The organism is Bradyrhizobium sp. USDA 10063 (assembly GCF_054063735.1).
The window spans coordinates 1,118,735-1,131,617 of sequence record NZ_JBSSGP010000002.1; the positions used below are offsets into that span (position 1 = coordinate 1,118,735).

The window sequence follows — 12,883 nt, forward strand, 5'->3', positions numbered from 1 at the left end:
GTCGCTTGCTTGCGGCATCGGGTCCGACGTTCCGGATTTCCGTTGAAATAACTCGCGCAAGGAAGATCGATCATGGTTGATGTCGCCGTTCAACCGCACCGTGTTCAGGCAACACAGGCCGCACGGAGGCGCAACGGTTTACACAAGGCGCTGAGGCGCAAATCGACGGTCGCATTCCTGATGACGCTGCCCCTGATCCTCCTCGTCGCGGCGCTCGTCATCTATCCCGCCTTCTACTCCCTGCATCTGGCGACACTGAACAAGTCGATGACGAAATTCATCGGCCTCGGCAATTTCGAGTTCCTGTTCAAGCGCGACACTTTCTGGCTGGTCGTCAAGCAGTCCTGCATCTTCGCGATCTCGGCCGTGATCTTCAAGGCGCTGATCGGCTTCATTGTCGCGCATTTCGTCCACAACGTTCCCGCCAACAAGCAGCGCAGATGGCGCGGCATGTTGCTGGTGCCCTGGGTGATCCCGCCGGCGATGAGCACGCTCGCTTGGCTGTGGCTGTTCGATCCCTCCTATAGCGCCTTCAACTACACGCTGTCCTTCTTCGGCATCGGGCCGATCCCATGGACAGGCGATGCGAACTGGGCGCGCTTCTCCGTCATCCTCGTCAACATCTGGTACGGCGCGCCCTTCTTCATGATCATGTATCTGGCGGCGCTGAAATCGGTGCCGGAACAGCTCTATGAGGCGGCCGCGATCGACGGCGCCAATTGGTGGCAGCGCATATGGTATGTGACGCTTCCGATGATGCGCAACATCATCGCGATCACCACGCTGTTCTCGCTGATCGTGACCTTCGCCAATTTCGACATCGTGCGCATCCTCACCGCCGGCGGCCCGCTCGATCATACTCACATCTTCGCGACCTGGGCGTTCCGGGTGGGCATCGAGGGCAGCGACATCCCGCTCGGCGCCAGCGTGTCGCTGTTCATGGTGCCGATCCTGGCGGTGGCCGCGATCTTCATCCTGCGTGATGTCTCCAAGCGGGGGAACGAAGCCTGATGAGCTCAATCACGATCGACAAGGCCGGACCGACCCGCAAGGTCAAAAAATATGGCAGCATGAGCCGCGACCGCGCCTGGGCGCTGCGCTGGTCGTACTTCTTCCTGATCCTGTTCGCGATCTTCTCGCTGACGCCGCCGCTCTACATGCTCATCACCTCGCTGAAGAGCAGCGCGGAGATCTCCGCGGCGACCAATCCATGGTGGGTATATCATCCGACGCTCGAGAACTATATCGGGCTGCTGACATCGAACCAGTTCCTGCGCTTCTTCTGGAATTCGGCGTGGGTCTCGATCTTCGTCGTGACCATCACCATGCTGATCAGCGTGCCCGCGGCTTTTGCGCTGGCACGGATGAAATTCTGGGGTTCGGCAACGCTCGCGACCGGCGTGTTCCTGACCTACCTCATTCCGGACACGCTGCTCTTCATCCCGCTGTTCAAGATGTTCGTTTTGATCGGCGACTGGACCGGCATCCAGCTCATCAACCGCTGGTACGTGCTGCTGTTCATCTATCCGACGCTGACGGTGCCGTTCTGCACCTGGATCATGATCGGCTATTTCGCCTCGATCCCGAAGGAGCTCGACGAGGCCGCGATCATCGACGGCGCATCCTGGTTCCAGACCTTGACCCGGATCTTCATTCCAGTCGCGCTGCCCGGACTGATTGCGGCGACGATCTTCGCCTTCACCGTCTCCTGGGCGCAGTTCCTCTATCCGCTGGTGTTCACGACCTCGACCGACCAGCTCGTACTGCCGGTCGGCATCATCACCACGCTGATCAAGGGCGACGTGTTCAACTGGGGACAGATCATGACCGGAGCCCTGCTCGGCGCCGCGCCGCCACTGATCATCTACGCCTTCCTGATGGACTATTACATTGCCGGCCTGACCGCCGGCGCGACAAAGGGTTGAACTCATGGCCGAAGTCTCGCTGCGAAAAGTTGTGAAGCGCTATGACGAAGTCGAGGCGGTGCGCGGCATCGATCTCGACATCGCCGACCATGAGTTCGTGGTGCTGGTCGGCCCATCGGGCTGCGGCAAGTCGACCACGCTGCGTATGATCGCGGGGCTGGAAGATATCTCGGATGGCGACATCACGATCGGTGGCGACATCGTCAACGACGTGCCGCCGAAGGACCGCGACATCGCGATGGTGTTCCAGAACTACGCGCTCTACCCGCATATGACGGTCGCCGAGAACATGTCGTTCGGGCTGCGGCTGAAGCACTATCCCAAGGCCGAGATCAAGAGCCGGGTGGCGGAAGCCGCGCGCATGCTCGATATCACCGACCTGATCGACCGCAAGCCGAAGCAGCTCTCCGGCGGCCAGCGCCAGCGTGTCGCCATGGGCCGCGCCATCGTGCGTAACCCGAAGGTGTTCCTGTTCGACGAACCCCTGTCCAACCTCGACGCCAAACTGCGCGTGCAGATGCGGATCGAGATCAAGAAGGTGCACCAGAAGGTCCGCACCACCACCGTCTACGTGACCCACGATCAGGTGGAGGCAATGACCCTCGCCGACCGCGTGGTGGTGATGAACCATGGCCGCATCGAGCAGATCGGCACGCCGAACGAGCTCTACCACAAGCCGGCGACCCGTTTCGTCGCCAGCTTCATCGGCTCCCCCGCGATGAACTTCGTGCCCTGCCGGCTCGAAGATGTCGGCGGCCGGCTGCATGTGCGCCTGACCGACCGCCTCGCCTTTCCCCTGCCGCCGGCGCGTGCCAACCGCTACCAGGCGGTGCCGCGCACCGACAAGCTGCTGCTCGGAATCAGGCCGGAACACATCGCCGAGGCCAGGCCGCATCTGGAGCCTGGGGTCGAGCCGTTCGACTCCGTGCTCGACGTCACCGAACCGATGGGCATGGAGACCCTGGTCTATTTCACCCTCGAGGGCACCCAGCTCTGCGGCCGGGTCAATCCCAATGCCGGCGCGCAGGATGGTGCCCCGCTCCGCTTGGCTGTGGACCTCAACAACATGCATTTGCTAAACGAGGTGACAGGCGTCGTCCTTTGACGGCGCAATACGCAATAGCCAAGGGCAGGAAATGGCCACCAACAAGAAGAAGATTTTCGTCACCCAGACATTCTCACCGGGAGCGCGGGCTCTCCTCAGCGAACGGGACGACATCGAACTCGTCGAATTCCCCAACCTGATCTCCGCCAAGGAGTTCGAGGCTTTGCTGAAGCAGCATGCGCCGGTTCACGGCGTCGCGCTCGGCGCCACTCGTTTTGGCGAGCCGGAGCTCGAGGCGTCCGGCGACATGAAGGTGGTGACGCGGATCGGCGTTGGTTATGACGCGGTCGACGTCCCGGCACTCTCGCGCCGCAAGGTACCACTGATGGTGGCGGGCACGGCGAACTCACCGTCCGTGGCCGAGCAGGCCCTGTTCATGATGCTGACGCTGGCCAAGCGCGCGCAGGAAATGCATGCCGTGGTCAAAGACGGTACCTGGGCGAACCGGCTCGGGGTGCTGCCCTTCGATCTCTACGGCAAGACGGTGTTGATCGTCGGCTTCGGCCGCATCGGCACCCGCACCGCCAAACGGTGCCTCGCGATGGAAATGCAGGTGCTGGTTTACGATCCCTATAAGCCAGCCAGCGAAATCGCAGCCGCCGGCTGCGAGGCGGTGCCGGATCTCGACGCGGCGCTGCCACGTGCCGATTTCGTCACCATCCATTGCCCGAAGACGCCGGAAACGATTGGCATGTTCAACGCAGCGCGCTTCAAGCTCATGAAGCCGGCCGCCTATCTCATCAATACCGCCCGCGGAGGCATCGTCGATGAGAAGGCGCTGCACGACGCGTTGGTGTCGGGCAGGCTTGCCGGCGCCGGCCTTGACGTGTTCGAGCAGGAGCCGCCGCCGGTCGGTCAAGCCCTGCACAGCCTGCCGAACGTGATCATGGCGCCGCACGTTGCCGGCGTCACGGTCGAGGCCGTCGACCGGATGAGCGAGCAGACCGCACGCAATATCCTGAGCGTCCTTGACGGCGCGCCGCTGCGGCAGAACGTGATCAACCAGGACGTGCTCAACTAATCCGCCAGAACCGTCTATCTTCGGACCGGGCCGACAATGATCGGCCCGTCGTCAGAGCATGACCTGTGGGTACCGGTTCTCTTCCGAAGGATCATGCTCCAACAAGAGGGATAGAGACGAACGCGCGCCCTAAGATGCGCTGTTCGGCTCTAGGTGTGAATATGGCTTTCAAGGAATTCGGCAATTTCGACGCGGTGGGCCTCGCCGAGCTGGTCCGAAACAAGCAGGTCACCGCGCGCGAACTGCTCGACGAGGCGATCGACCGCACGGCCAAGGTTGATCCGCAGGTCAATGCCGTCGTCGTCAAACACTACAACTATGCCGAGCAGCAGATCGAGAAAGGGTTGCCGGACGGACCGTTCACGGGGGTACCGTTCCTCCTGAAAGACCTCGATCTCCTGCAGGGAACGCGCACGACCTCCGGCGCCAGCGTTAACAGGGATTTCGTCGCCGATCACAGCAGCACCCTTACCCAACGCTTCCTGGACACCGGCGTGACCATCTTCGGCAAGACGTCGAGCCCCGAATTCGGGCTGATGCCGACCACGGAAAGCCGCCTGTTCGGGCCGACCCGCAATCCCTGGAATCCCGCGCATTCCTCGGGCGGCTCCTCCGGCGGTGCCGCTGCGGTCGTCGCCGCGCGCATCTTGCCGGTGGCGCATGCCAGCGACGGCGGCGGCTCGATCCGCATCCCCGCTTCCGCCTGCGGCGTGTTCGGCATGAAGCCGAGCCGGGCCCGCAACCCGGTCGGTCCCGATCGCGGCGAGGGCTGGGGCGGCTTTTCGACCGCGCATGTCGTCAGCATCAGCGTGCGCGACAGCGCCGTGATGATGGACGCGATCCACGGTCCGGAGCCATGGAGCCTCTATGTCGCGCCGCCGCCGGCGCGGCCGTTCTCGCAGGAAGTCAGCCGCGATCCCGGCAAGCTTCGCATCTCTTTCACGGACAAATCGCCCTATGGGGACGCGATCGATCCCGAGGTCGCCGCGGCCGTCCGCGACACTGCAACACTGCTCGCCAACCTCGGCCATCATGTCGAGGAGCGCTCCCCCACCCTTCCCGCCGATCCTGCAGCGGTGATGACCGCCATCGTGAGCGCGAACACGGCGGTCACGGTGCGGACCATCGAGCAGCGCATCGGCCGCGTGGTGACGCCGGACGATCTGGAAGCACTGTCGCTCGCCAGTGCCCACAATGCGCAGGGAATCGCTTCGGCGGACTACATCACCCAGCAGCTCGCGGCGTTCCAGATCTCGCGCAGCCTCGCGATCTTCTTCGAGGGTTGCGACGTGTTCCTGAGTCCGACGCTGTGCACGCCGCCGATCCGGCTCGGCGAGATCAACACCATGTCGGAGGACCTGACGCATATCGGGCCGATCCTGCGGCGCTATATGCCGGGTACCTCGATGTTCAACATGTCCGGCCAGCCAGCGATGTCGGTGCCGCTGGCCTGGAGCAAGCACGGCCTGCCGCTCGGCATGATGTTTGCGGCCAAACTCGGCGACGAGGCAACGCTGTTCCGCCTGGCCGGCCAGCTCGAGCAAGTGCGGCCCTGGAAGGACAAGCGTCCTCCGGTATGTGCGTAGAATAAAAGATGCCGCAGGGCCAAAACTCAGCCTCATTCCGGGGTTGAGTAGATGGGAACTATCGGCAGTAATGTTTGCCGACCAAGCTCCAAGGAAAGAGATTTTGAGCCAGAGCGATCCTACCGATAATGCACTTGCCGCCATCGCCAGCATTTTGGATGAGCAGCAGACGACTTCCCCGCCTGAAAAGTCGGAGGCTGAGTTGGCGGCGGTCGAAGAGAAGCCCGCAAGCTCCCCGCCGCTGGAGGCCCATGGCTATTCCAAGGTCAGCCCCGGTCCGATGGTCGCTCTCCGCTTCAAGTGGACGGTGCGCGAGCAAGATGGCCAGTATTATGTCGACGAGACCATCGGCGAGAATTCGAAGCCCATGGTCAGCGGCCCGATGGATCGGGAGACCGCGATCAAGTTCGTCGACGACCACGAGGCCGACGCACATCATCGCTTTGAGGTTTTGAAGCAGGAAATGTCCAGCCGTGCCGCGGTCGCCAGCCTGATCCGCGAGGAAGGCGGCGAGATCTAGCTTCCGCAGCTACGCCGGTCTTGGCGGCCCCAGGAAATCCTTCTTCACGAGATCGACGCCGGCGTGACGCAGGATGTCGTAGGCGGTCGTGACGTGGAAGAAGAACTGCGGCACGCTGAAGGTCAGCAACAGCGACCGCCCGGTGAATGTGCGCTGCGCGCCGCTCTTGAAGGTGAACACCACCTCCTTGTCACCGGCCCCGTCGATCGCAGCACGCGGCAGGCTTTGAACGAAATCGATCGTGGCCGCGATCCTGCGCTGGAGCTCGTCAAGATCAGGCTCGATATCGCCGAACGTGATTGGCTCGTGCCCGGCCAGCAGCGCGCAACAGGCGATCGCATGCCGATTGGCTTCCGCCACCTGCTGCCTGAGACTGTACATGTTCGGATAGAGCCGCATGCCGAGCAGCACGACGGGATCGAAATTTCGCGCTTTTGCGTAGGTTGACGCGTGATCGATCAGCCCGGAAAGATTGCCAAGATACGGCACGAATACGCCGACCGGTGCTTCGTAAACTGAGATTGTCACGATTTGATTTCCTTTGACTGGCTCGACGCTGACATCTCATCTAAAGCCGTCGCAACAAGCTATCAACGAAGCAATCGATGGAGGAATATTGATGTTGCGCGCATTCGTCGGCCTTGCGGCCGCCGTACTGTTGATGGCTTCCGCCCATGCCCAGCCGGCGGCGTCGCCTTCCCGGCTCGACGACATCGTCCAGCGCGGCACGCTGCGGGTCGGCATGACCGGCGACTATGCGCCATTCAGCCTTGTCGACAAAACGACGTTCGGTTTCAAGGGATTCGATGTCGACATGGCGGAAGCGCTCGGCAAGGCGCTCGGCGTCAGGGTCGAATATGTCAGAACGGCCTGGCCGCAGATGACGAACGATCTGGAAGCCGACCGCTTCGACATTGCGATGGGAGGCGTCTCGATCACGCTGGAGCGCCAGAAGAAAGGCTTCTTCTCGATCCCGATCATGCGCGAAGGCAAGACGCCGATCACCCGCTGCACGGATGTCGACAAATACCAGACGCTTGCCCAAATCGACCATGCCGGCACGCGCGTCATCGTCAATCCCGGCGGCACCAACGAGCGCTTTGCGCGGGCGCATGTGAAGAACGCCGAGATCAAGGTCTTCAATGACAACACCAGGATCTTCGACGAGATCACCAAGGGCGAGGCCGACCTGATGATGACCGATGCGTCCGAGACGCGCTACCAGCAGAAACAGCATCCCGGCGTGCTCTGCGCCGTACATCCCGATCAACCGTTCGACTTTGCGGAAAAGGCTTATTGGCTGCAGCGCGACGTCGCGCTGAAGTTCTTCGTGGATCAATGGCTGGACATCGCAATGAAGGACGGCACGTTCAAGCGCATTTATGCCGCCTGGTTCGAATGATCCGATCGGCAGCATAGGCCGCCGCAGACTGGAAAATTGACCACCTGATGAGCCCTCACTACACTGCAACCAGCCGTTTGAACCCAAAGCCGCTAGTACACGACTCACGTTTTGAAAGTGATCTAGGTCACGTTGCATCAGGTTGCTGATGTGTAGCTTCGCTGACCGGGGTTCCTGCTCAGGAGGTCATCATGAAGAAGCTTCTGGCTATCGCTGCGCTTTTGCTTAGCGGCACCGCAGCGCAGGCCCAGTACACCTTCGAATATGGTGGCCGCACCATCCGCATCGATCCCGACCGCGGCACCGTCTCGATCCCCGGCGTCTACGACAATACCGGCCGCAAGTCCAAGCGCGCCAAGAGCGAGGAAGGCACGCGCAAGCAGAAGTCGCAGCAGCAGGAGGCGAAGACCGATTCGCAATCCGCGCCGGCCCCTGCGCCCGTCCCCGCTGCGCCGCCTGCGGCGGCGACCTCCACCGAAGCCACAACGGCTGCCGTCGCGCCGAGCGATGCCGCGAGCGTGCCTCAGACCTCACCGCCCAGCGCGCCGGCGCCGCAGACCCAGCAGAGCGCCGCGCCTGCTTCGCCTCCACCGCAAGCGCCGGCCCCAACGGTCGCCGCAGCCACTCCGGCGCCGGTCGCGAAACCGGCAGTGCCCGCGATCGCCGCGCAAGCCAATTCGCCGGTCGGCGTTTGGCTGACGGAGGAGAAGGAAGGCAAGGTCCGCATCGAGCAGTGCGGCGCCAATCTCTGCGGCTATGCCGTCGACAAGCAGTCGAACCAGAACGGCGAGCAGGTCCTGATCAACATGAAGCCCGGCAAGGACAAATGGAGCGGCCGCATCCTCGATCCGAACACCGGCAGCACCTATGATTCGACGATCGCGCTCAAGGGCTCCGACAGCCTGCGTGTCCAGGGCTGCGCCTTCGGCGGCATGTTCTGCGGCGGCCAGACCTGGACGCGGGTGAACTGATCCTTCTCACGAACGGGTAACCCGGATGAACTAGCCCACCTTCGCGTTGTATTGCTCGTCGGTGACGTGCTCCATCCAATTCGAATAGACGCCGTCGAGCGCTTCCTGCATCGCGATATGGGTCATGGCGTTGGTTGGCGAAGCGCCATGCCAATGCTTCTCGTTCGGCGGAATCCAGACCACGTCGCCGGGCCTGATCTCCCTGACAGGACCACCCTCGGCCTGGACCCGGCCGATGCCGGAGGTCACATAGAGCGTCTGCCCGAGCGGATGGGTGTGCCAGGCGGTGCGCGCACCCGGCTCGAAGGAGACGCGCGAGGAGTTCAGTCGCGCCGGCGCGGGCGCCATGATGATGGGATCCTGCAGCACCGTGCCGGTGAAATATTCGGCCGGCCCGCGACGGGTCGGCCGCGTGCCAGCGGTATGGATTTCCATGGGCTTACCTCGCTCTTTTGAAGTTATTTCTTGCTCGCGGCGTAGCGCGCCTTGGTCTCGGCGTTCATGGGGTAGAGGCCCGGCAGTTGCGCGCCATTGTTCACCTCATTGACGATCCAGGCTTCCATCCGTTCCTGCTCCGGTCCTTCGGCGAGCACATGGCCGAGGAAAGCCTGCGGGATCAGCACCGCACCGTCCTGATCGGCGACCACGACGTCGTTCGGGAACACCGCCACCCCGCCGCAGCCAATCGGCTCGCCCCAGCCGACGAAGGTCAGGCCTGCGACCGATGGCGGCGCGGCGAAGCCGTTGCACCACACCGACAGCCCCGTGCCGAGCACGCCCTCGACGTCACGCACGACGCCGTCGGTAATCAGCGCGGTCACGCCACGCTTCACCATCCGCGCGCAGAGAATGTCGCCGAAGATTCCGGCGTCACTGACGCCCATGGCGTCGACCACGGCGATGCAGCCTTCGGGCATCGCCTCGATCGCGGTGCGGGTCGAGATCGGCGACGACCAGGATTCCGGGGTCGCCAGATCTTCGCGCGCCGGCACGAAGCGCAGCGTGAAGGCCGATCCGACCAGCCGGTTCTGGCCCGGCTTGAGCGGCTTGGTGCCGCGCATCCAGATGTTACGCAGCCCCTTCTTGAGCAGGACCGTGGTGATGGTGGCGGTGGATACGTGCGACAGCGTCGCGATCGCTTCTGCAGTCAGGGACATCTTGAAAGATCGGCTCCGGTGGGAATGAATTGGCGCGCGCATCTTGCGAGCCGCGGCACTCGCGTCAAGGGCGAGAATGCAATCACCGATTACGCTATCTTATCGCCAGCCCGCGGTTTAATTTATTGATGTTGCTTGGTGATTTTTCACAGGCCGAATTCCACTCCGCTGCAAAACACGCTAGCTTGATGCTCGATGAGCAATCATGTGGCCGCGAGCGAAGCCCTACCCCGCCTTTTACCGAGTGGCGACAGCGCCATCACGGTGGAATTCAGTCGCGACATCGATGACGCCGCCAACCGGCGGGTGCTGGCGCTCGACCGTACCCTTGCAGCTGCGCCGATCGCCGGCGTGACCGAGACCGTTCCGACCTATCGTTCGCTGCTCGTGCACTATGACCCCTTGCAGATCGGCTTTGAGGCACTGGGGGAACAATTGCTCGCCCTGGCGCAACGCCCCGATCCGGCCGCCGCAAGAACCAAGCGCTGGCGCATCCCCGTGGCCTATGGTGGCGAGCATGGCATCGACCTCGAGGACGTCGCCAAGGCCCTCGATACCACGCCCGACGACATCGTAAGGCGCCATGTCGCCGGCGACTACCGCGTCGCCATGATCGGCTTCACCCCCGGCTGGTCGTATCTCAGCGGCCTCGACAAGTTCCTGCACATGCCGCGCCGCCAGAATCCACGCGTGCTGACGCCTGCCGGCACGATTTCGATCGGCGGCGTGCAGACCGGGATCCAGTGTATCGCCGGACCCAGCGGCTGGCACCTGCTCGGCCGCACCGCGGTCCGCACCTATCAGCTTCACCGCGATCCGATCTTCCTGCTCGAGCCGGGCGACACTGTCAGCTTCACGGCGGTCGACGCCAAGACCTTTGCCGAGCAGGACCGCGCCGCGGAAGCCGGCGAGTTCATCGCCGAACTGGTCGCCGCATGAGCAAGCTCATCGTCTCCTCGATCGGTCCGGCCACTTCCGTGCAGGACGGCGGCCGCCCTGGCGCGCAGCGTTATGGGCTGACGCCAAGCGGCGCGATGGATCGCCTCGCTTTAGCGGCCGCGAATACGCTGGTCGGCAATGAGCCGTTCGCCGCTGCAGTAGAGATCGGTCCGTTCGGCGCGACCTTCACCGCACGCTGCGGCGCGGTACGCATTGCGCTCTCGGGCGCCTCGCGCAGCGCTGATATCGCGGGACGAACCGTCGCGTTCGATACCTCGGCCACCCTTGCCGACGGCGAGACGCTGACGCTCGGTTTTGCCAAGGGCGGTGCGTTCAGCTACCTCGCGATCGAGGGCGGGATCGCAGGCGAACCGATGTTCGGCAGCCTCGCCGTGAACGCGCGCGCAGGCCTCGGCAGCCCCTATCCGCGCCCGCTGCAGAGCGGCGACGAACTACAGGTGCAAACCGCGAGCGGCGCGGCCGAGCGCCGGATCGAATTGCCCGCGCAGCCGGACGCGCCGATCCGCATCGTGTTCGGTCCGCAGGACGACGAGTTCTCCGAGGACAACCAGAAACTGTTCCTCGACAGCGAATGGAAGATTTCCGCGACCAGCGACCGCATGGGCTACCGGCTTGAGGGCCCTGTGATCAAGCATCTGCACGGCCACAACATCGTCTCCGACGGAACCGTGAACGGCAGCATCCAGGTGCCCGGCAACGGCCAGCCGATCGTGCTGATGCCGGACCGCGGCACCAGCGGCGGCTACCCGAAGATCGCTACCGTCATCTCTGCGGATTTCGGCCGCTTCGCCCAGATTTCCGCCGGTCACTCGTTCCGGTTCAAGGCGGTCACGATGGCCGAGGCGCAGGCTGAGGCTCGAAAATTCGCCGAACTGTTGCGTACCCTGCCCGACCGGCTGCGCCCGCTTGAAGGCCTCGATGTCAACCTTGAAGCGCTGAGCGCGGCCAATGTCGCGGGGCACGCCGTCAATGCCGTTGACGCCGCCACATGGCAGGTCGCGAAATCAGCGACTAGCTAGAGCATGATCCGGAAAAGTGGGAACCGGTTTTCCGAAAAGATCATGCTCAAACAAAGAGCTAAAGCGGGATGACGATTCGAAGAAAAGTCATCACGCTTTAGCCCAAGAACCACCCACGCAAAGCGGGACAAGCACCATGACTGCTACCATCGACCTCAACTGCGACCTCGGTGAAAGCTTCGGCCCATGGGAGATGGGCAATGACGCCGCGATGATCGAGCTGGCGACCTCCGTCAATATCGCCTGCGGCTTCCATGCCGGCGACGCCGACATCATGCGCCGTACCGTCGATCTCGCAAAGGCGCGCGGGGTGAGCATCGGCGCGCATCCCGGCTACCGCGACCTGCACGGCTTCGGCCGCCGACCGGTTCCCGGCCTCAAATCGTCCGAGATCGAGAACCTCGTCGCCTACCAGATCGGCGCCCTACAGGCGATCGCGACCGCGGCCGGCCACAAGGTCACCCACGTGAAGGCGCATGGCGCGCTCTCCAACGTCGCCTGCGAGGACGACATGACCGCGAAAGCGATCGCGAGCGCGATCAAGGCAGTCGATCCGAATTTGATCTTCGTCGTGCTTGCCAACTCGAAACTGGTGCGCGCCGGCGAGGACGTCAATCTTCGCTTAGCCCATGAAGTGTTCGCCGACCGCGCTTATGAGGACGATGGCAACCTGGTCTCGCGCAAGAAGCCCGGCGCGGTGCTGCATGACCCGAAAGCGATCGCAGATCGCGTGGTGCGGATGGTGCAGGACGGCGCGGTGGTCTCGGTGTCAGGCAAGGTGATCAAGATGCGCACCGATACGGTCTGCATCCACGGCGATACGCCAGGGGCGGTCGAAATCGCGCGCGGCGTGCGGCAGGCCTTGAAAGAAGCGGGAATCGCGGTCGCGCCGTTCAAGGCCGCGCATTGATGAGTTGTAGGGTGGGCAAAGGCGTTCTTCACGCCGTGCCCCACCTTCCGCGGAACGACAGAAGTGGTGGGCACGCTGCGCTTTGCCCACCCTACAGAATCAAAACGGATGGACGGACAGCGAGCCGAACACGATTGCCGCGATGACGGCGAATGCGCTGTAGAGCGCAATCGTATGGAATCCTGTTCCCGATTTCCGCGACAGGCTGCGCGCGTAAAGATGCAGGCGGGCTTCCGCCGATAGTTCGCGCATCGTCGATCTCCAATGCAACATCCGCCACATATGGAATAGCGTTCGTGCTCGAACG

At 63.2% G+C, this 12,883-nt stretch carries 15 protein-coding genes; 11 read left to right on the forward strand and 4 right to left on the reverse strand.

Features of this window, described 5'->3' with window-relative positions:
* The first annotated feature begins 72 nt into the window (after window positions 1–72).
* From ACVJGD_RS07200 to ACVJGD_RS07225, 6 genes are all read left to right on the forward strand, one after another.
* Window positions 73–1,011, forward strand: coding sequence for a carbohydrate ABC transporter permease (locus ACVJGD_RS07200; protein ID WP_456633696.1), 939 nt, complete (start codon window positions 73–75; stop codon window positions 1,009–1,011).
* Complete coding sequence (locus ACVJGD_RS07205; RefSeq protein ID WP_456633697.1) at window positions 1,011–1,925, forward strand: carbohydrate ABC transporter permease; 915 nt, start codon at window positions 1,011–1,013, stop codon at window positions 1,923–1,925. Before ACVJGD_RS07200 ends, ACVJGD_RS07205 begins: the two co-directional genes overlap by 1 nt.
* A gap of 4 nt (window positions 1,926–1,929) precedes the next feature.
* Window positions 1,930–3,030, forward strand: coding sequence for an ABC transporter ATP-binding protein (locus ACVJGD_RS07210; protein ID WP_456633698.1), 1,101 nt, complete (start codon window positions 1,930–1,932; stop codon window positions 3,028–3,030).
* A 31-nt stretch (window positions 3,031–3,061) separates the two neighbouring features.
* Entirely contained in the window at window positions 3,062–4,051 is a 990-nt protein-coding gene (locus ACVJGD_RS07215) for a hydroxyacid dehydrogenase (protein WP_456633699.1), read from the forward strand.
* 161 nt (window positions 4,052–4,212) lie between these two features.
* A complete protein-coding gene (locus ACVJGD_RS07220; protein ID WP_456633700.1) occupies window positions 4,213–5,637 on the forward strand; it encodes an amidase in 1,425 nt (474 codons plus the stop codon).
* A 103-nt stretch (window positions 5,638–5,740) separates the two neighbouring features.
* Entirely contained in the window at window positions 5,741–6,157 is a 417-nt protein-coding gene (locus ACVJGD_RS07225) for a hypothetical protein (RefSeq protein ID WP_456633701.1), read from the forward strand.
* A 9-nt stretch (window positions 6,158–6,166) separates the two neighbouring features.
* On the opposite strand, the gene ACVJGD_RS07230 is transcribed toward ACVJGD_RS07225, so the two are convergent.
* On the reverse strand, window positions 6,167–6,685 hold the full coding sequence (locus ACVJGD_RS07230; protein ID WP_456633702.1) for a DUF1993 domain-containing protein: 519 nt from the start codon (window positions 6,683–6,685) through the stop codon (window positions 6,167–6,169).
* Between the two features lie 91 nt (window positions 6,686–6,776).
* On the opposite strand from ACVJGD_RS07230, the gene ACVJGD_RS07235 reads away from it, so the two are divergent.
* Window positions 6,777–7,559, forward strand: a complete 783-nt coding sequence (locus ACVJGD_RS07235; RefSeq protein WP_456633703.1) for a transporter substrate-binding domain-containing protein — start codon at window positions 6,777–6,779, stop codon at window positions 7,557–7,559.
* 191 nt (window positions 7,560–7,750) lie between these two features.
* Complete coding sequence (locus ACVJGD_RS07240) at window positions 7,751–8,530, forward strand: DUF2147 domain-containing protein (protein ID WP_456633704.1); 780 nt, start codon at window positions 7,751–7,753, stop codon at window positions 8,528–8,530.
* A gap of 30 nt (window positions 8,531–8,560) precedes the next feature.
* On the opposite strand, the gene ACVJGD_RS07245 is transcribed toward ACVJGD_RS07240, so the two are convergent.
* Window positions 8,561–8,965, reverse strand: coding sequence for a (R)-mandelonitrile lyase (locus tag ACVJGD_RS07245; protein ID WP_456633705.1), 405 nt, complete (start codon window positions 8,963–8,965; stop codon window positions 8,561–8,563).
* 23 nt (window positions 8,966–8,988) lie between these two features.
* Window positions 8,989–9,687, reverse strand: a complete 699-nt coding sequence (locus tag ACVJGD_RS07250; protein WP_456633706.1) for a ribonuclease activity regulator RraA — start codon at window positions 9,685–9,687, stop codon at window positions 8,989–8,991.
* 195 nt (window positions 9,688–9,882) lie between these two features.
* On the opposite strand from ACVJGD_RS07250, the gene pxpB reads away from it, so the two are divergent.
* From pxpB to ACVJGD_RS07265, 3 genes are all read left to right on the forward strand, one after another.
* Complete coding sequence (pxpB, locus tag ACVJGD_RS07255) at window positions 9,883–10,626, forward strand: 5-oxoprolinase subunit PxpB (protein ID WP_456633707.1); 744 nt, start codon at window positions 9,883–9,885, stop codon at window positions 10,624–10,626.
* Window positions 10,623–11,666: a 5-oxoprolinase subunit C family protein gene (locus ACVJGD_RS07260; RefSeq protein ID WP_456633708.1), complete on the forward strand. Its 1,044-nt coding sequence runs from the start codon at window positions 10,623–10,625 to the stop codon at window positions 11,664–11,666. Before pxpB ends, ACVJGD_RS07260 begins: the two co-directional genes overlap by 4 nt.
* A gap of 136 nt (window positions 11,667–11,802) precedes the next feature.
* The gene (locus tag ACVJGD_RS07265; protein WP_456633709.1) at window positions 11,803–12,576 is read left to right on the forward strand and encodes a LamB/YcsF family protein; all 774 of its coding nucleotides are present in this window, start codon (window positions 11,803–11,805) and stop codon (window positions 12,574–12,576) included.
* Between the two features lie 99 nt (window positions 12,577–12,675).
* Here ACVJGD_RS07265 and ACVJGD_RS07270 read toward each other — a convergent pair whose 3' ends face one another.
* Entirely contained in the window at window positions 12,676–12,828 is a 153-nt protein-coding gene (locus tag ACVJGD_RS07270) for a hypothetical protein (RefSeq protein ID WP_456633710.1), read from the reverse strand.
* Window positions 12,829–12,883 lie beyond the last annotated feature (55 nt).